We start from the raw sequence: 17,679 nt of genomic DNA, 5'->3' as shown, positions 1-17,679 counted from the left end.
GGGGAGGTCTTCGGGGCGCGAAACCTCGTAAGAGGTTTCATCTGCAGAGATATATAATACCTGCGGGTAAAAGTGAACTGAAAAATGATTATTTAATTCTCGCTTTGCAATATTCTGAGATTACTCGCCTATTTTCATTTGTCCGGCTTGTGAGTCAGCGGCAGCGTTATGGCGAAGCTACTGCCTTCGCCCGGAACTGAACAGACCATGATTGAGCCGCCGTGGGCCTCGACCAGCCACTTGGCGATGGCCAATCCCAATCCCGAGCCGCCATCGTTGCGGTTGCCAGTTTTGTTGATGCGGTAGAATCTGTCGAAAATATGTTGCTGATGTTCACTGTCGATGCCGATGCCAGTATCCTGGAAAATAATCCGTGCGGTTTCTTCCTGGACTGTCCAGTCGATGGTGACGCTGCCGCCTTCAGGGGTATATTTGATACCATTTGTCAGCAGGTTGAGGAAGACTTGGCGGATGCGGTTGGCATCGGCGAAAAGGCTGACCTGCTTTTCCGGCCCCTTTAAGTTGACGGTAATCTGTTTCGGCTCGGCGATAATGGTGCCGTGAAAATGCAGCTCTTCGAGCAGTCCGTTCAAATTGAGGGCTTCCATTTTCAACGGTATTTCGCCAAGCTCACTTTTCGATAACAGCAGAAGGTCATCGACCAGGTGCCCCATGCGACTGAGTTCTTCCAGGTTGGAGTTGAGGACTTGCTTCAACTCTTCGGCCGTTTTGTCACCGCGCAGAGCAAGTTCCGTTTCTCCGCGCATGATGGTCAAGGGGGTGCGTAGTTCGTGAGTGACATCAGTGGCAAATTGGCGAGAACGCTTCAGGATGCTGGTTATCCGTTCGGTAAAGCCGTTATAGCTGGCGGCCAATTGTTGTATTTCGGCCCCTGCTAAAAAAGGCGGTCTGAACCTTTGTCTCAGGTTCTCTTCGGATGTTTCATCCATCTGTATTGACAAGCGCTGGATCGGTGAAAAAAGGCTGCCAAGGAAAAGCCATTGGGCCAGCGTCAGCAAACAGGCGAAAGAAAGGCCGATGGCCGTCAGGATTAATCCGTATCCGGCTAATTCCGCTTCGAGCTGATCAAGGGGATGGCCAAGCTGCAGGTGATAAAAGGCCTGGTCCTGCTGGATGACTGGAAAGGTCAGCCGGCGGATTTTTTGCTCGTCGATATCGTTCAGAGTTTCAAAGTAGGCCTTGCCTGTCGATGAGTTCTTCTGTGCATTTTCGTCCAGCTGTAGCAGGTGGGATACGGGATGCCGATTGCTGCAGAGGATTTTCCCCTCGGCCGAGTAAAGGGCTATTGCCTGCGCACCTGCCTGGTGGATCGCCAGCCGATTGAAGTCGCTGCAGAACTCGCTCTGAACAGATTCCAGCGGTGCAACTTCGCGGTAACTGCAGGCAAAATTTCGGGCGATAAACAGCAGTTGCCTGTCCAGATTACGGAGCTGCTCCTGCTGATGAGCGTTATAACAAAAAAAACCGCCCACACCCAGGAGCATGGAAAGCAGAACAAAGCTCCAGAGGGTGAGGCGGTTTCTCAGCTTAGTGCCGGTCGGCAATTAATCTGACTCCTTGAGCACGTAACCGACGCCACGTACGGTGTGGATCAGCTTTTTGTCGAAGTCCCGGTCGATCTTCTTACGCAGGTAGTTGACGTACACATCGATAATGTTGGTGAAGGAATCGAAGGTGTAGTCCCAGACGTGCTCGGCAATCATGGTCCGGGTGAGGACCTGGTTCGGGTTGCGCATGAAGTATTCGAGCAGGGCGTACTCTTTAGCAGTGAGATCGATCTCCTTGCTGCTGCGCCAGACTTTGTGCCCAACCGGGTCGAGCCGCAGGTCTGCAAAATAGAGCTCAGCACCACGGTCCTGCGAACCACGGCGGATCAGGGCGCGCACGCGAGCGACCAGTTCGGCAAAGGCGAACGGCTTGGTCAGGTAGTCGTCGCTGCCGATATCGAGGCCAGAAACGATGTCATCGACCGTATCTTTTGCCGTGAGGCAGAGGATCGGTACCGGGATATTCTTTTCCCGGATCTCCCTGATAGCGCTCAAACCGTCTTTTTTCGGCAGCATGACGTCCATCAGGATCAGATCATAGGTGTTGTTTTCCGCCATGTAGACGCCTTCTTCGCCATCGTAGGCAACGTCGACGGCAAATTCTTCTTCTTCCAGACCCCGCTTGATAAAGCTGGCAACCTTCTTTTCGTCTTCAACTACCAGGATGCGCATTGAATTCTCCTTCAGTGCAAGATGTCGAGGTCATGCAGCGCCTCGCGTCTCAATTTTTATCAGATTCTGATCGCTGCCTGAAACAGCTACTATTTTCTTAATATTTCAAGGTGTTGCATCGACTTTGCGTCGATGGCTCTGATTTTTTATAGGGTCTGCTCATGAAAATCAGCCCTAACTTTAACAGAGAGGATTAATAAGTGCAAGCAAGATGATAAATTTTTTTAATTATCTGCTTTTTTTGCTAGAAAAATGTGATAAACTCCTGATTTCAAAAAGGAGTAGCCGTCTCATTGGGCTAAATTTAGGAATAGCCGGAGTTTGCCGATTGTGTCAACTTTTTTCTTGGTTTGCTCCGTTATCAATCTTGTTTGCACTATTCATTAGGTCGTTATGGATAACGAGTGGGTTGTTATAGAAATTGATATGCCGGGTCGCTGGGTCGAGCTTGCAGGCGCGGTCGTCGCGGAATTGGGTGCCGGAGGGACTGTTGTTGAAGAGCGGCAGCTGGACACTTTTGTTGTCCCGGATGAAGATCTCGACCCGGAAAAAAGTTACTGCCTGAAAGTTTACTTTGAAGAGATTGCTAATATTTCTTCGCTTAAGGAAACGATTGAACAGGAGTTGGCAGAGCTGCCGGCATTGCTGGCCGAACAGTTTAATGTGAGTGAGCCGAAGCAGGTTCACATGGAAGATTGGGCAGAGAACTGGAAGCAGAATTTCTCTACCATGCGAATCGGATCGCGCCTGGTGATTCACCCTAGCTGGGAGGATTACCAGACTGAGAACGGAGAAGTAGCCATCGAGATCGACCCCGGTATGGCTTTCGGCACCGGTACGCATGGAACCACCATGCTCTGTCTGAAGACGATTGCTGATCTGCTCGCTGCTGACAACCCTCCAAGCGATATGCTTGATGTTGGCACCGGCTCCGGGATCCTCGCTTTAGGGGCTGCGGCTTTAGGTTGCCCTAAAATCTTGGCGAATGATATCGATCCGTTGGCCTGCCGGGTGGCGACGGAAAATGTGGTCAAAAACGGCTATCAGGATTGCATCGAAATCAGCTCTCAGCCACTGGAAGAACTGCCGGGTGAATATGATCTGCTGGTCGCTAATATCCTGGCTGAAGAGAATATCCGTTTGAAAAATGATTTTCTCGAGCATCTGCGGCCAGGCGGTTGGCTGGTGTTGTCCGGGATTCTGCGAGAGAAAGAAAGCCTGGTGCGACAGGGCTTTGCTGATCTGCCGCTAGAGTCGTACCCGACAGAGTTTCAGGACGAGTGGATTTGTTTGCTCTACCGGCGGAAATAGATGCAGCGATTTTTTGTCGAAGATTTGCCCGGCACAGTGCAGTCACGGGTTGAGCTTCCGGAGGATGTTCTCAGGCATCTGCGCACCGTACTGCGGATCTCGCCCGGTACTGAAGTTGATCTTTTTGACGGCCGTGGCCAGGTTGCGCGGGTGGTGATCCGGGAGGATTTCAGTGCCGAGATCATTTCACGTCACCAGTGTCCGGAACCTGAATGCCGGCTGAAATTGATCCAGGGGCTGCCGAAGGGGGAGAAGCTGGAACTGGTGCTGCAAAAAGGAACCGAGCTGGGCGTCAATCATTTTTTGCCAACACAGATGGAGCGCAGTGTCGGTAAGCTGAAAGGTGAACGCGAACAAAAACGGCTGACCCGCTGGCGGAAAATTGTTCAGGAGGCAGCTCGACAGTCGGGACAGCCACATTTGCCACAGCTGCAGCTCGAACAGAACCTGTTGTCGGCTCTTCATGCGGTTGATGCCGATCTCAAATTAATGTTGTGGGAAGAAAGCCAGCAACCGCTCGGCCAGCTGTTGACAAAAGGCTTGCCGAAAAGCGTTGCCGTTCTTGTTGGACCTGAAGGTGGAATCAGTAAGCAGGAGGCTGAGCAGGCTCGCTCTGCGGGCTATCAGGCCGTCAGTCTGGGGCCGAGAATCTTGCGTACCGAGACCGCTGGACTTGCGATTATGACAATTTTACAATATCTTTATGGTGATTTAGCGAAAGGCTGGGGCAGCGAAGGAGCTGCGGACCAAGGAAAGGATGAGTCATGAGATGCCCTAAATGCGGCTACAACAGTTTTGACTATCTCGACAGTTGCAAAAAGTGCGGTAAGGATCTGGCTGAGCACAAGCAACGTTTCGGGATAGTAAGTGTCCTTTTTCCAGGGCAGATGGCTTCGCCAGGAGCACTTCCGTCTGAAGCAGACGACAGCATTGCTGAAGAAGTGGTCGCTGCTGCGGCCACAGCTGCACCGGAAGCTGTCGCTGAAGAACAGGCCGTCAACGAGGCGGCCGATAGTGCTGAAGACAGTAACGAAGGCGATGATTTCGGCTTTGACTTTATGGGCGATAGCGAAGAAGAGGAAGATCTCTCTTTCGACGAACTGTTTGAAGAGGCTTCTGCCGATGAAGATGTCGAAGAGACTCTACCTTCTCCCGAACAGGAGGGAGGGGCCGCGAGCGGCGATGATTTCAGCTTCGATGTGGATAGTGATAGCGAAGTCGCCGGTGGAGGTGATGAACTGGAAGATGATTTCGGTTTTGATCCCGGTGGAGAAATTGAGGAGCCTATCGAGGACGATCTCTCGTTTGAGCCTGACACCGTTAATTTTGATGATGAAGAAGAGGGCGCAGGGGCCAAGGAGGACCCTAAAGACCCTTTTGAATTACCGGAGTCTTCTCAGGATGAGGAGGCTCCGGAATCGGATTCCATTACAACGCCCCATTCTCTCGATACCGAAACAGAAGTCGCTGACATAGAAGAGGACGATTTTCTGTCGGCTGAGGTGCGTTCTGAAGCGTCATCACTTTCTTTGGACGAATACCTTCAGGATGACGAAGATTCCCTCCAGGGTGATTTTTTCCCACCTCCGCAGCCGGTTGAGGATGCAGCCGTCACTCCTGCAGGTGAAGACGAATTGCTGGAGGGGAATGGAACTGTTGCTCTATCCACACCCCAGACAGAGATGGGTGAGCCTGGGGCAGTTGCCGCTGCGACTGCAGTGTCTGTTGCTGCCATCGGTGCTGTGGCGGGGGAGAGCGAAGAGCCTGAGTCGATCGTTGAAAATGCAGAGGAGGACGTTGATCCCCTGTTGCCAGCAACCGGTACGCGGGTCGTTGCTTTTGCTTGTGATTTAACTTTATTGCTCTTTGTTGCCATCAGCTTCCTGATTGCAGCCGAGGCGGCAATCTCCCCGGCTGGTGGCCTGTTGCCGACATTCGAGAGTTTGCTCGCCCTGTCCATCCCTTATTTTCTTGTGCTGTTCTCTCTCGCATTTGGCTATTTTACGCTGTTTCATTTTCTCGCCGGACAAACTCCAGGGAAGATGCTGGCAGGTTTGCGGGTTGAATCGGCCAATGGCGAATCATTATTGTTTTCGCAGGCCTTCCTTCGCAGTGTCGGTGGCTTGCTGCAGCTGTTACCCTTTGGGCTCGGTTATCTAGCGATTCTCACGAGCGCAGAAAGGCGTGGCTGGAACGATCGACTGGCGGGGACCCGTTTGATTTCACTCAAAGCGATTGCAGAAGACGGGTGACGGTGACGGGAATTTAAACGTTTGAAAAGATAACGGCTCTGCAGATTTATTGCAGAGCCGTTTTTCGTTTACCCGAGACGAAGTTTGATGAAACTGTCGAGATCGGGACATTTGAGGAAATCGTTGTTTTGTAGCTCCCAACCGATCGTCGAGGTCGGTGTCGGGCCGTAGTCGTGACCGGGATAAACTTTCGTCTCCGGGGGGAGTTTTTTCAAACGCAGCAGGCTGGTGTACAAATCGTCTACTTTGCTGCCCGGAAGGTCTGCGCGGCCGCAGCGACTGACGAAGAGAGTGTCGCCGGTGATAATGTTGCGACCGATTTTAAACACCACTGAGCCGGGTGTGTGGCCAGGGGTATGCAGCACGTCAATCTCGCCCGCGCCGAGAGGAATTTTGGCTCCCTCCGCTAGGGGAATGTCGGGATTTTCGACATCAATTGGGCTGGCAGCCAGTTTAATATTGCCCTGCGCCAAAATTTTTGGGTTTCCGGCGACATGATCCTGGTGACCGTGAGTGTTCAGCAGCAGGTTCAAATGGACGCCCAAACGTTCGGCCTCCGCCAGCAGGACTTCTGGACGCATCGAAGGATCGACCGCTGCACCCTGCATGGTTTTGGGGCAGTAGACCAAGTAGGAAAAATTATCCATCTCACTGGCATCCAGCTGGACGATCAATAACTCTTCCACGGCTCAGGAGGCTCCTCTTTGGCGATCAGTTTGATCTCGCCTTCAATGACTTTGAAGCGGTCGCCGGTAGCACGCACCAGCCATTCATCACCGTTTTCCGGTGGCAGGGGGAATTCGCGGTTGCCGAGGTAAACATCTTCACCATCGATCATTCCCCACCAATCGAGGGCACCGGTTTGCCAGACTTTGGTAATCAGGTTAAAAGCCATATCATCTCCGTAAATTCAGTTGTGAGCCTGTCTGTGGGTGTTTATAGTATCAGAGACTTCAGGTCAACAACAACCGGAGGAAATAAATGAAATTCACCAAAATGCACGGCGCCGGCAACGATTATGTTTATATTAATTGTTTCGAAGAGAAGGTCGATGACCCGGTGATTCTTTCCCAACGGGTCAGCAACCGCAACTTCGGTATCGGTTCAGACGGGCTGATTCTGATCATGCCGTCCGACAAAGCCGATGTGCGCATGCGCATGTTCAACCCGGATGGCAGTGAGGGTGAGATGTGTGGCAACGGCATTCGCTGTGTTGCCAAATATGTGTATGATCACGGCCTGGTCAAGAAACTGAACATTGATGTTGAAACCGGCAACGGTGTGTTGGCACTCGATCTGTTCACAGGGGGCTCCGGCTTGGTTGAGCGGGTCAGTGTCAACATGGGGCCGCCAAAACTGATGCGGAGCGAGCTGCCGATGACTGGTCCTGCCAATGAGCAGGCGATCGCCGTCACCCTTCCCTTGGCGCAGGGCGAGGTCGAAGCGACCTGCCTCTCAATGGGTAACCCGCACTGCGTGGTTTTTGTTGATGATGTCGAAAATTGCGCGCTGGAAACCATCGGCCCTTTGCTGGAAAATCATGAGTATTTTCCGAACCGTATCAATGTCGAGTTCGTCCAGGTGGTCAATCGCACGGAAGTGATCCAGCGGACTTGGGAACGGGGTGCCGGAGAAACCCTGGCTTGCGGCACCGGAGCCTCGGCGGTGACGGTGGCCGGGGTGCTGACCGGGCGCACGGAAAGAAAAATCATCAATCATCTGCGTGGGGGGGACCTGCAGATGGAATGGTTGGAAGAGGGCCCGGTGATGATGACCGGCCCGGCGGTCGAGGTTTTTTCCGGCGACTTCAATCCGCGTTAGGATAGCAATATGAAAGCGGTACTTTTCGATCTGGATAATACGCTCTACCCGGCAGAGAAGGATCTCTTCTCGCTGATCGACGTGCGCATTAATCATTACATGCAGACGCAGGTCGGTATCAAGCTGCAGGATGTTGATGGCCTGCGGCGGAAGTATTGGAAAGATTATGGTACGACCTTGCAGGGTTTGATCCGCCACCATGAAGTCGATCCCGAGGACTACCTGAGTTATGTCCATGAGGTCGATGTCGGCAGCCGTTTGTCGGCTGATGATGAACTGCGTTGTAGTATTGAAGCCTTGCCTGTGCCGAGTTACGTGTTCACTAACGGCTCTCGCTGCCATGTCGATCGGGTGGTGGCTGCTCTTGGACTGGATGGGGTGTTTGCCGATATTTTCGATATCCGTATCGCCAACTACCAGCCGAAACCGAACCCCGACCCCTACCTGCAGGTGCTCGGGAAAATCGGCCTGTCGGGTGCGGAGTGCGTGATGGTTGAAGACCAGCCGCAGAACCTGCAAACAGCCAAAGAGTTGGGAATGAAGACGGTACTGGTCGGCGAATACTGCAAAAACGATTATTCTTACGTCGATGCCAAACTGGCCCGACCGGCGCAACTCGGGGCTCTGCTCAACAGCTGGAGTCGTTGATGGGCGCCCCCCCTTTGCTGATCGGTGCCCACGTTTCTATCGCCGGTGGCATCGAAAAAGCGTTCGCGCGCGGTGAAGCCGTCGGCTGCACCGCAATCCAGGTGTTTACCCGCAATGCCAGCCGCTGGCAGGCGAAACCACTGACGGAAAAATCGATTGTCGCTTTTCATGATGCCCGTCAAGAAAGCAATATCGGGTACGTTGCTGCCCACGACAGCTACCTGATCAATCTCGCCAGCCCCGACCCCGAGCTGCGCAATAAATCGATCGCTGCATTTATCGATGAGATGGAGCGTTGCTCGCAGCTTGGTATCGAGGATTTGGTGATGCACCCAGGTGCCCATGTCGGTGCCGGCCCGGAATCGGGTATGAACACGCTGATCGAAAGTTTCCACAGAATTTTTTCTCAGGCTCCTGATGATGTCCGTGTGCTGGTGGAAAACACCGCCGGACAGGGAACCTGTTTGGGCGCCCGCTTTGAAGAACTAGCTGAAATTCTTGATCGTTTGCCGAGTCACAAGCTTGCTATTTGCTTCGATACCTGTCATGCCTTCACCGCCGGTTACGATTTGACCTCCGCCGAGGTCTACGCAGAAACCATGGACCGGTTCGACCGCCTGATCGGTTGCGATAAGATTGCCCTGTTTCACGCCAATGACAGCAAAAAGCCACTCGGTTCGCGGGTCGATCGGCACGATCATGTCGGGCGCGGGTTGATTGGCCCAGATGGCTTCGCCGCCTTGATGCAGGACTGGCGTTTTACAGCCGTGGCAAAGATTATCGAGACACCGCCGGGTGAGGATCATTGTGATGATTTTGCCAATTTGGCGTTTCTGCGCCGTTTGGCAAATGGCGAGGAGGTGTGAAATGCGTGCTGTCGTGCAGCGGGTGACCCGGGCCGGAGTGACCGTTGATGGTGAAAAAATTTCTGCTATCGGTCAAGGCCTGCTGGTTCTGCTCGGAGTCGAACAGGGGGATGATGAAAAGGCAGCCGATTATATCGCTGATAAAGTTGCGAATTTAAGGATTTTCGAGGACGAGGCTGGTAAAATGAACCTGTCGGTCAGTGACATCGGTGGAGAGCTCCTGGTTGTGTCACAATTTACCCTGCTGGCGGATTGCCGCAAGGGGCGACGCCCCGGCTTCAGTCAAGCAGCGTTGCCGGAAATGGCCGAGCCGCTTTGCGATTATTTTGTCGAGCGTTTGCGCAAGCAGGGCCTGCCGGCGCAAACTGGCCGCTTCCGCGCTGAAATGGCGGTCGATCTGGTTAATGACGGGCCGGTCACTATTATGCTTGACAGTCATCGGTTGTTTTAGGGGGAGGTCGCTATGCGTATTTTGTTGCTGCTTTCCATTTTTCTCTGTTTGTCGCTGCCTGTGGCGGCGAAAACTTACTCATGCCGTGACAGTGCCGGGCAGATCCACTTTTCCGACAATCTGCAGGGGCTGCCCGAGGAATGTCTCGGTAAAGAGCAGGTAGTTAAACCGGGTCCGATCGATAACCTGCAATATGTTCCCGCAACAAAGTTGCCAGCACAAGCCGATCGAGACTTCCAGCGTGCGGTTCGCCGGGTCGAGCGTGAAGAGCGTCTGAAATCTGAAACGGCAGCACGGTTTAAGCAAGAGGCGGAAGAGTTACATCGGAATTATCTGCAAATAAAAGATGAGATGAGTCGGGCACGGCGCATCTGGGATAATCGTTCGCGGCAGAAACTGAAGCAGCTGAAAATTGATCTGGCTGATTTGGTGGGAGAGAAAGAGGAGCTTCTGCTGGAAATAGAAGAGCAGAACCTCGCAAGTCAGGATCGCCAAGAAATAGAAGCGATTTTGCAGGACATAAAAAATAAATGAAAAAGGGGCTCCGGTCGGAGCCCCTCATTTTTTACAGAGCTTTTTGCAGCAGCCCTTCAAGCTGGTTCTTCGGCACAGCGCCAACCAGTTGATCGACAATCTGACCATCCTTGAACAGGATCATGGTCGGGATGCCACGGACACCGTACTGGCCCGGGGTCGCCGGATTTTCGTCAACATTGACCTTGCCGATCTTGACTTTACCGTCAAATTCTTCGGCCAGTTGGTCGATGACCGGGGCAATCGCTTTACAGGGCGCGCACCAGGTGGCCCAGAAATCAACCAGAACAGGAACGGAAGACTTCAGGACTTCAGCATCGAAGTTGTCATCAGTGAATTCTACGACTTTATCTCCAGCCATTAGGTTCTCCTTTTTCGGTCTTGGAGGGAACAGAATCGATATTCAAATAAATATATAGAGCTTTCTGAAAATATCAAGAAGCAATCTGGTTTGGCAAGCCTGTTGCTTGACAGTCTGCAGGCTGCTTCATATCATGCGACATTCTTTATTCGGGCTGCATGGTGAAACAGTCAGCTTTAGAGGACAATCATGAATCAAAAAATATCTGCCTCCCGCAGTCAATTACAGGGTTTGCTGGATGAATTCTGCAATCAGCAGGGAGATATGCTGACGCGATTAGCACAGCAAGTGGCCTCTTTATTTGCCGGCGGCGGGCAATTGTTGTTGGCGGGAAATGCGGCCTTTCAACCGGTGGTTCAGTTGCTGGCTGGCCATTTCACCTATCGCCTCGGTTTTGACCGCCCTGCGTTGCCGGCAATTGCTATCGGTAGTGATCCGGTTTTGGCTGCGTTAATGGTCAGCAGCGGAGAGGCCGATCAGCACCTGGTGCGTCACTATCGCTCGCTGACTGGCGGCAAGCAGCTGCTGTTATTGTTCAGCGATGGAGGAAACTCTCCCGCGCTGCAGATTTTACGGGACGAGGTGCTGGAGAATGAGCAGTTGGTCGCACTGGTGTCCGCCACGGGCGCTGCGGATGCTCTCTGCCGTGACGGTATTGAAACTTGCCTGGCCCTGCCAACGGGATCTCGTCCGCGACAGCTTGAATTGGCACTGTTTGCCGGTCAGTTGCTTTGTGAGCTGGTCGAGTCGGAATTGTTCGGGGTTTGAATGTCTGAAGCCAGGGCGTCGTTCGGTTATCCGATTTTTCTCGACCTGCAGGGGAGATTAGCTGTTGTCGTTGGCGCCGGACCAGTCGGGCTCAGAAAAGTCGATGGTCTGTTGCAGGCGGGAGCACAGGTGCGGCTGATCGATCCGCAGGAGCCTGTAAGCTGCATGGATAACCTGGAGTTTCTGGCACGTGAATTCGAAGAATCCGATCTGCAAGGGGCAACGCTGGTTTTCGCCTGCACCGACAAGAAAAATATCAATGCACAGGTTGCGGACGCAGCCAGGAGACAGTCAGTGTTTTGTTGCCGTGCGGATCTGCCGGAGGATGGAGATTTTGCTTTACCGGCTTTGTTTCGTCAAGGAGCACTGACCGTTGCTGTTTCCACGGGGGGCGGCAGCCCGACCCTGGCTGCAGAGATGCGTGATCGGCTGCAGCGTCATGTTCCAGACTGCTGGGGCGTTTCATTAGATCTGATGGCAGCGGTGCGGCGAAAGTGGTTGACGCTTCCGAACGGGGCTCAATATAATCAACAGGTTTTACGTCGTTTCTGGGCGGAGCAGTTGCTGCCGCAGCTGGAACAGAAAAACAGAAATAAAATTAATCAGTTGTTAATTGAAACCTTTGGGAAGGAATTTTCTCTTGAGCAGTTGCAGGTGCAGCTGCCGGAAGGGATGTCATGAGTATTCTTCCGTTATTGTTTAATGCAACCCTTCTGATCTACCTGGTTGCTAGTGTCCTTTACCTGGTCGCCATGATCGGCAAGCAGACGCAGGCCGGAAAAGCCGGGCGCTGGGTTCTGGTTGCCGGTGTCGTGCTACACGCTGCCAGTTTTGGTGTGCGCCATTCGACCGCTGGTGGAACGCCGGTGACCACCTTGCATGAATCATTATCATTCTTTGCCTGGTGTTTGGTGCTGCTTTACCTGCTGCTCGATTTGCGTTTCCGCCTCTCGGTAATGGGGGCTTTTGCTGCGCCCGTGGCTTTTTTGCTGATGGTCGGCAGTGCGTTCAGCCCCGACATGGTGGTGCAGCTCAACCCGATGCTGCGCAGCTGGCTTTTTCCGGTCCACATCGCTTTCGCTTTTTTAGGCAATGCCGCCTTCGCCCTCTCCTTCGGTGCCGGGGTAATGTACCTGATTCAGGACCGGATGCTGAAAAGTAAACGTTTTAACGGGATTTACCAGTTGCTGCCCTCTCTCGATACTCTGGACAAGGTTAACTACACCTGCCTGAGCGTCGGTTTTCCGTTGATGACGCTCGGCATTATTAGTGGCGCAGTCTGGGCCAATACCGTCTGGGGGACTTACTGGAGTTGGGATCCGAAAGAAACCTGGGCGCTGATCACCTGGTTCCTCTACGCCGGACTTTTGCACGGTCGCTTGACTGTCGGCTGGCGTGGTCGCAGGGCTGCAATTTATGCCATTATCGGTTTTATGTTCCTGCTGTTCACTTATCTTGGTGTCAACCTGCTGCTTGGGGGGCAGCACACCTTTGACGCTTTTACTAAACTCTAAACGGAGCTGACTGACAGACCATGAATATTGTTGTAGTGGGACTGAGTCACAAAACGGCTCCAGTCGAAATTCGAGAAAAAGTCGCCTTTGCCCCCACCGAAATGGAAGCACCTTTGCGGAGGATGCTGGCCCTGCCGGCGATTTCCGAAGCAGTCATTGTTTCCACCTGTAACAGGGTTGAACTGTATGCTGCCAGCCGTACGCCGGAGTCGGCGATCATCGAGTTGAAAAAATTTCTGGCCGAGCAGCATCGGCTGCTTGCGGAACAGTTGACACCGCATCTGTATGATTATGAAGGTGAGGACGCCATCCGCCACGTGCTACGGGTTGCTGCCAGCCTTGATTCGATGGTGATTGGCGAGCCACAGATTCTCGGCCAGATCAAAACCGCTTACGGTTACGCCACCGAGTTCAAAACTGCGGGTGTGATCCTCAACCGTTTCCTGCACAAGGCCTTCTCTGTTGCCAAACGGGTGCGTACGGAAACCGCCATCGCCAGCAGTGCCGTCTCGGTCTCCTTTGCCGCAGTCGAACTGGCGCGGAAAATCTTCGATACCCTCGATGATAAAACCGTCATGCTGATCGGCGCCGGTGAGATGTGTGAACTGGCGGCCAAGCATTTTGTCAACAACGGCGTTAAAAAGGTGATGGTCACCAACCGGACTTTCGCCCGTGCCGAAAAGCTGGCGGCCGAGTTTGACGGCGGTATCCCGGTCTCTTTCGAGAACTTCCGCGAGCAGTTGCACCGGGTCGATATCGTCCTTTCCTCGACTGGCGCACCCGATTACGTGCTGGAGTCGAAGAAGGTCAAAGAGATTATCAAGGCGCGTCGTTATAAGCCGATGTTTCTGATCGACATCGCCGTACCGCGCGACATCGACCCTCTGGCCAACAAGCTGGATGGCATCTACCTGTATGATGTCGACGATCTGCAGGGCGTTGTCCAGGCCAATCTGAAAGAGCGGGAAAAAGAAGCGGCCAAGGCGGAGAAGATAATCGACGGTGAGATCGTCCAGTTCCAGAAGTGGATGTCGAGCCTCGAAGTCAAACCGACTATCGTCGGCCTGCGGCGCAAGCTGGATGAAGTGCGCAAGGCTGAAGTTGAGAAGACCTTGTCCAACCTGAACGGGCTGGGCAAGAAAGAGCAGAAAGCGATCGAGGCTATGGCCAACGCGATCGTCAACAAGATCCTGCACCACCCGACAAATATCCTGAAACAATCACAAGAAGGCAGCGGCGGCGATATCTATATCGATGCTGTGCGGACTCTGTTCGATCTGCCGGAAAATACCAACGATCAGCAGGACGTCGCTGAAGAGTTGGACGACAAATAATAAGGAGCTTTTTATGTCCCGTACCCTTCGTATCGGTACCCGCGCAAGCGCCCTCGCACTCTGGCAGGCCAACTGGGTCAAGCAGGAGCTGGAAAAGAAATATCCTGACCTGACCGTCACCTTGACGAAAATCAAAACCCAGGGCGACAAGATCCTCGACGTGCCATTGGCGATGGTCGGTGGCAAAGGGCTGTTCGTCAAAGAGATTCAGGAGGCGATGCTGCGCAACGAGATTGACATCGCCGTGCACTCGATGAAAGACGTGCCGACCTTCTTCCCGGAAGGAACCGGGCTGCGTTGCATCACAGAACGGGAAGATCCGCGCGATATCGCCGTACTGAAAGAAGGCGTCACAAGCTTCAGCGAAATCCGCCAGAACGGTCGCATCGGCACCAGCTCGTTGCGCCGCAAGGCCCAGCTGCTGAACATGCGCCCCGACCTGGAGATGGTCGACATCCGCGGCAACGTGCAGACCCGCATCAGCAAGCTGGAAAGCGATAACCTCGACGCTGTTATTCTGGCAGCTGCCGGGATGCACCGCCTCGGCTTCGGCGATCAGATCGGCGAGTATTTCGAAGCCAAAACCTGTCTGCCGGCGATCGGCCAGGGCGCACTCGGGCTGGAAAGCCGGATCGATGATGATGTCACCAACGAGCTGATCGATTTCTTCAACCACCCGCCGACAGCTTATGCTGTGACCGCCGAGCGTGCCGTGCTCTCAACCCTCGAAGGCGGTTGCCAGGTGCCGATCGCCGCGTTCGGTACCGTCGAGGGTGATCAGCTGGAATTGACTGCTCTAGTTTCAGATGTTGAAGGCAAACAGATGATCAAGAAGACTGTCACCTGCCATGTCGACCAGTCCTATGAGACTGGCGTCGCGTTGGCCAAGCAACTGCTGGAAGAGGGTGCCGGTCCGATTCTCAACGAGGTCTACGGCTGCCAGACATTCGAAGAGAAGGAATAATTTCCTTGGCAAATGGAAAAGTCTATCTGGTCGGGGCCGGGCCGGGTGATCCCGGCCTGTTGACCATCAAGGGCCAGCTCTGCCTGACTCAGGCCGATGTCGTTATCTACGATTATCTGGCCAATCCGCTGCTGCTTGGTTATGCCCCGGAGCATGCCGAGAAGATTTATGTTGGCAAGGTGCGTGGCAATCATCATCTGCCGCAGGAACAGACCAATGCCCTGCTGGCGGAGAAAGCTGCCGAAGGTAAGCAGGTGGTGCGGCTGAAAGGGGGAGACCCCTACATCTTTGGTCGCGGTGGCGAAGAAGCGGCCTACCTGAAAGAGCGAAACATTCCATTCGAGGTGGTGCCCGGTGTCACCGCTGGTTTTGCCGCCGCTGCCTATGCCGGTATTCCCCTGACGCATCGTGATATCACCACTAGCCTGGCGTTGATGACAGGCCATGAGCGTCCCGAACGCAAACTCTCCAGCCTCGATTGGGAAAAACTTGCGACCGGTCTCGGCACGCTGATTTTTTACATGGGCATGACCAATCTGCGCATGATCAGCGAGCAGTTGATCGAGCACGGCCGCTCACCCAAGACACCTGTGGCGGTGGTGCAGTGGGCGACCCTGCCACGCCAGCGGACGCTGGTCGGGACGTTGGAAACTATTGCTGATGACGTTGTCCGCGAGGGCATCGAGCCGCCGGCAGTGATCATTGTTGGTGAAGTGGTCGGCTACCGTGAAAACCTGCGTTGGTACGACAACCTGCCGCTATTTGGTAAACGTTTTCTGATCACTCGTCCACGCGCGCAGGCGACAGAATTTATCTACAAGCTGCAGCAGCAGGGGGCGGAGACAATCTGCATTCCGACCATCGAAATTGCCCCGCCGGACGATTTGCAGCCGCTTGATGACGCGATCAGCAACATTTCTGATTTTGACAGCCTGATTTTGACTTCGGCCAACGGTGTTGAGGCTTTCTTCGCACGCCTGGCGGAGAATAAAAAAGATGTACGCTGTCTGGCCGGAATCCAGCTGATAGCGGTCGGTCCGAAAACCGCAGAGACGATTGAAAAGCACGGGCTGCGTCCCGACCTGGTTCCGGAACGCTATCAGGCCGAAGGCCTGGTGGAAGAACTGCTGGCCGAAGGTGTTGAGGGGAAACGTTTCCTTTATCCGCGGGCAAAAGTTGTGCGACCGGTGCTGAGCGAAGGGTTGAAAAGTGCAGGGGCCGAGGTGGTGGCGCCGGTTGCCTACCAGAATGTGCGGCCGACTGGCAAGGAAGAGATGATTCGGCATCTGCTCAGCGAAAGTGAACTGGATGCAGTCTGTTTTACCTCATCGTCTACTTTCGAGAACCTGCTCAAGATGTTCGGTGATGAATTGAAAGAGCTGAAGGGGCGGGCGGAGTTTTTCTCCATCGGGTCGATCACCACGGAGACCATCCGCAAAAATGGTTTCGAAGTAGCGTTGCAGCCGGAGAAATTTACCATTGACGATTTGGTTGCGGCGATGGTCGAATATTATCAAAAATGATCTTGTTTCCTCTCCCTCCAGGGGAGGGGAAGAAATTAGATAGGAGACAATTTATGTATTTTCCCAGTTACCGTCCTCGTCGTCTGCGTCGTAACGAAAATATCCGCCGTATGGTGCGTGAAACTCACCTGCGTGTCGATGACCTGATCTACCCGATGTTTTCCGCTTTCGGCGAAAACATCAAAAAAGAGATCGTTTCCATGCCCGGTATTTATCAGCAGTCGATCGAGCATATTGTCGCCGAGGCAAAAGAGGTTTACGAGCTCGGTATTCCGGCGGTGATCCTGTTCGGTATCCCGGAAGAGAAAGATGCTGTCGGTTCTGATGCTTATTGCGCAAATGGCATCATCCAGAACACTATCCGGGCGATTAAAAAAGAGGTGCCGAAGCTGACGGTGATCACCGACGTCTGCATGTGTGAGTACACCGACCATGGCCATTGCGGCATCATCAAGGATAACGATGTCGACAACGACTCGACCCTTGAATTGCTGGCAAAAGAGGCTCTCTCCCACGCTCAGGCCGGGGCTGATATCGTTGCTCCCTCCGACATGATGGATGGCCGCATTGCCGCCCTGCGCGACATCCTCGACGAGAACGGCTTTGAGCACATCCCGGTGATGAGTTACGCCGTCAAGTACGCCAGCGCCTACTACGGCCCCTTCCGTGACGCCGCCGAGAGTACCCCGGCTTTCGGTGATCGCCGTACCTACCAAATGGACCCGGCCAACCGCATGGAAGCGCTGCGTGAAGCGAATCAGGATGTCGCCGAAGCGGCCGACTTTCTGATGGTCAAGCCAGCATTGGCGTATCTCGATGTGCTGCGCGAGCTGAAAGATAACTTCGACCTGCCGCTGGTTGCCTACAATGTTTCCGGCGAGTACTCGATGGTCAAAGCCGCCGCTGAAAAGGACTGGATTGACGGTGACCGGGTGATGATGGAGACTCTGCTCGGGATGAAGCGTGCCGGCGCCGATCTGATTATCACCTATCACGCCAAAGAGGCGGCAAAGCTGCTGAACGGCTAAACCTATCTGGTAAAACATCTGCGGAAAAGGGCTCCTCGGTTGAGGGGCCTTTTTCTGTTTTGCT

At 53.7% G+C, this 17,679-nt stretch carries 20 protein-coding genes; 15 read left to right on the top strand and 5 right to left on the bottom strand.

What is annotated here, in order from left to right:
- Window positions 1–134: 134 nt before the first annotated feature.
- Window positions 135–1,565: a sensor histidine kinase gene (locus tag BUB13_RS06380; RefSeq protein ID WP_072906923.1), complete on the bottom strand. Its 1,431-nt coding sequence runs from the start codon at window positions 1,563–1,565 to the stop codon at window positions 135–137.
- Window positions 1,566–2,240 (bottom strand): response regulator, encoded by a 675-nt coding sequence (locus BUB13_RS06375; protein ID WP_072906921.1) that lies wholly within the window; start codon window positions 2,238–2,240, stop codon window positions 1,566–1,568.
- A 393-nt stretch (window positions 2,241–2,633) separates the two neighbouring features.
- On the opposite strand from BUB13_RS06375, the gene prmA reads away from it, so the two are divergent.
- The 3 genes from prmA to BUB13_RS06360 are packed head-to-tail and all read left to right on the top strand — an operon-like array spanning window position 2,634 to window position 5,803.
- On the top strand, window positions 2,634–3,551 hold the full coding sequence (gene prmA, locus BUB13_RS06370) for a 50S ribosomal protein L11 methyltransferase (RefSeq protein WP_072906919.1): 918 nt from the start codon (window positions 2,634–2,636) through the stop codon (window positions 3,549–3,551).
- The gene (locus BUB13_RS06365; protein WP_072906917.1) at window positions 3,552–4,319 is read left to right on the top strand and encodes a 16S rRNA (uracil(1498)-N(3))-methyltransferase; all 768 of its coding nucleotides are present in this window, start codon (window positions 3,552–3,554) and stop codon (window positions 4,317–4,319) included.
- Window positions 4,316–5,803, top strand: a complete 1,488-nt coding sequence (locus tag BUB13_RS06360) for an RDD family protein (RefSeq protein WP_072906915.1) — start codon at window positions 4,316–4,318, stop codon at window positions 5,801–5,803. The genes BUB13_RS06365 and BUB13_RS06360 overlap by 4 nt, the downstream gene beginning before the upstream one ends.
- 68 nt (window positions 5,804–5,871) lie before the next feature.
- Here BUB13_RS06360 and BUB13_RS06355 read toward each other — a convergent pair whose 3' ends face one another.
- Together BUB13_RS06355 and BUB13_RS06350 are read right to left on the bottom strand one after the other, a co-directional pair.
- The gene (locus BUB13_RS06355) at window positions 5,872–6,489 is read right to left on the bottom strand and encodes a hydroxyacylglutathione hydrolase family protein (RefSeq protein ID WP_072906913.1); all 618 of its coding nucleotides are present in this window, start codon (window positions 6,487–6,489) and stop codon (window positions 5,872–5,874) included.
- Complete coding sequence (locus BUB13_RS06350; protein WP_072906911.1) at window positions 6,474–6,698, bottom strand: hypothetical protein; 225 nt, start codon at window positions 6,696–6,698, stop codon at window positions 6,474–6,476. Before BUB13_RS06350 ends, BUB13_RS06355 begins: the two co-directional genes overlap by 16 nt.
- 86 nt (window positions 6,699–6,784) lie before the next feature.
- On the opposite strand from BUB13_RS06350, the gene dapF reads away from it, so the two are divergent.
- From dapF to BUB13_RS06325, 5 genes are read left to right on the top strand one after another with little or no spacing between them, the layout of a single operon-like run.
- Window positions 6,785–7,624, top strand: a complete 840-nt coding sequence (gene dapF / locus BUB13_RS06345; protein ID WP_072906909.1) for a diaminopimelate epimerase — start codon at window positions 6,785–6,787, stop codon at window positions 7,622–7,624.
- A gap of 9 nt (window positions 7,625–7,633) precedes the next feature.
- The gene (locus BUB13_RS06340; RefSeq protein ID WP_072906907.1) at window positions 7,634–8,272 is read left to right on the top strand and encodes a pyrimidine 5'-nucleotidase; all 639 of its coding nucleotides are present in this window, start codon (window positions 7,634–7,636) and stop codon (window positions 8,270–8,272) included.
- Window positions 8,272–9,138 carry a deoxyribonuclease IV gene (locus BUB13_RS06335; RefSeq protein ID WP_072906905.1) on the top strand — a complete coding sequence of 289 codons (867 nt, stop codon included), beginning with the start codon at window positions 8,272–8,274 and terminating at the stop codon, window positions 9,136–9,138. Before BUB13_RS06340 ends, BUB13_RS06335 begins: the two co-directional genes overlap by 1 nt.
- A 1-nt stretch (window position 9,139) precedes the next feature.
- A complete protein-coding gene (gene dtd, locus BUB13_RS06330) occupies window positions 9,140–9,589 on the top strand; it encodes a D-aminoacyl-tRNA deacylase (RefSeq protein WP_072906903.1) in 450 nt (149 codons plus the stop codon).
- Window positions 9,590–9,601: 12 nt separating this feature from the next.
- Window positions 9,602–10,123, top strand: coding sequence for a DUF4124 domain-containing protein (locus BUB13_RS06325; RefSeq protein WP_072906901.1), 522 nt, complete (start codon window positions 9,602–9,604; stop codon window positions 10,121–10,123).
- Between the two features lie 31 nt (window positions 10,124–10,154).
- On the opposite strand, the gene trxA is transcribed toward BUB13_RS06325, so the two are convergent.
- The gene (gene trxA, locus BUB13_RS06320) at window positions 10,155–10,484 is read right to left on the bottom strand and encodes a thioredoxin (protein WP_072906899.1); all 330 of its coding nucleotides are present in this window, start codon (window positions 10,482–10,484) and stop codon (window positions 10,155–10,157) included.
- A 189-nt stretch (window positions 10,485–10,673) separates the two neighbouring features.
- Between trxA and BUB13_RS06315 the strand changes: the two genes are divergently transcribed.
- From BUB13_RS06315 to hemB, 7 genes are read left to right on the top strand one after another with little or no spacing between them, the layout of a single operon-like run.
- The gene (locus BUB13_RS06315; protein WP_072906897.1) at window positions 10,674–11,252 is read left to right on the top strand and encodes a phosphoheptose isomerase family protein; all 579 of its coding nucleotides are present in this window, start codon (window positions 10,674–10,676) and stop codon (window positions 11,250–11,252) included.
- On the top strand, window positions 11,253–11,933 hold the full coding sequence (locus BUB13_RS06310) for a precorrin-2 dehydrogenase/sirohydrochlorin ferrochelatase family protein (RefSeq protein WP_072906894.1): 681 nt from the start codon (window positions 11,253–11,255) through the stop codon (window positions 11,931–11,933).
- Window positions 11,930–12,766 carry a c-type cytochrome biogenesis protein CcsB gene (gene ccsB / locus BUB13_RS06305; protein WP_072906892.1) on the top strand — a complete coding sequence of 279 codons (837 nt, stop codon included), beginning with the start codon at window positions 11,930–11,932 and terminating at the stop codon, window positions 12,764–12,766. The genes BUB13_RS06310 and ccsB overlap by 4 nt, the downstream gene beginning before the upstream one ends.
- A 20-nt stretch (window positions 12,767–12,786) precedes the next feature.
- The gene (hemA, locus tag BUB13_RS06300; RefSeq protein ID WP_072906890.1) at window positions 12,787–14,100 is read left to right on the top strand and encodes a glutamyl-tRNA reductase; all 1,314 of its coding nucleotides are present in this window, start codon (window positions 12,787–12,789) and stop codon (window positions 14,098–14,100) included.
- Window positions 14,101–14,113: 13 nt separating this feature from the next.
- Complete coding sequence (gene hemC, locus BUB13_RS06295) at window positions 14,114–15,064, top strand: hydroxymethylbilane synthase (RefSeq protein ID WP_072906888.1); 951 nt, start codon at window positions 14,114–14,116, stop codon at window positions 15,062–15,064.
- A gap of 5 nt (window positions 15,065–15,069) precedes the next feature.
- The gene (gene cobA, locus BUB13_RS06290) at window positions 15,070–16,587 is read left to right on the top strand and encodes a uroporphyrinogen-III C-methyltransferase (RefSeq protein WP_072906886.1); all 1,518 of its coding nucleotides are present in this window, start codon (window positions 15,070–15,072) and stop codon (window positions 16,585–16,587) included.
- A 53-nt stretch (window positions 16,588–16,640) separates the two neighbouring features.
- Window positions 16,641–17,615, top strand: coding sequence for a porphobilinogen synthase (hemB, locus tag BUB13_RS06285; RefSeq protein ID WP_072906884.1), 975 nt, complete (start codon window positions 16,641–16,643; stop codon window positions 17,613–17,615).
- Window positions 17,616–17,679 lie beyond the last annotated feature (64 nt).

The sequence above is a fragment of the Malonomonas rubra DSM 5091 genome (assembly GCF_900142125.1).
Taxonomy (GTDB): domain Bacteria; phylum Desulfobacterota; class Desulfuromonadia; order Desulfuromonadales; family Geopsychrobacteraceae; genus Malonomonas; species Malonomonas rubra.
Note: the sequence above shows the minus strand (reverse complement) of the source record. Positions and strands in the feature narration are given on the sequence as shown.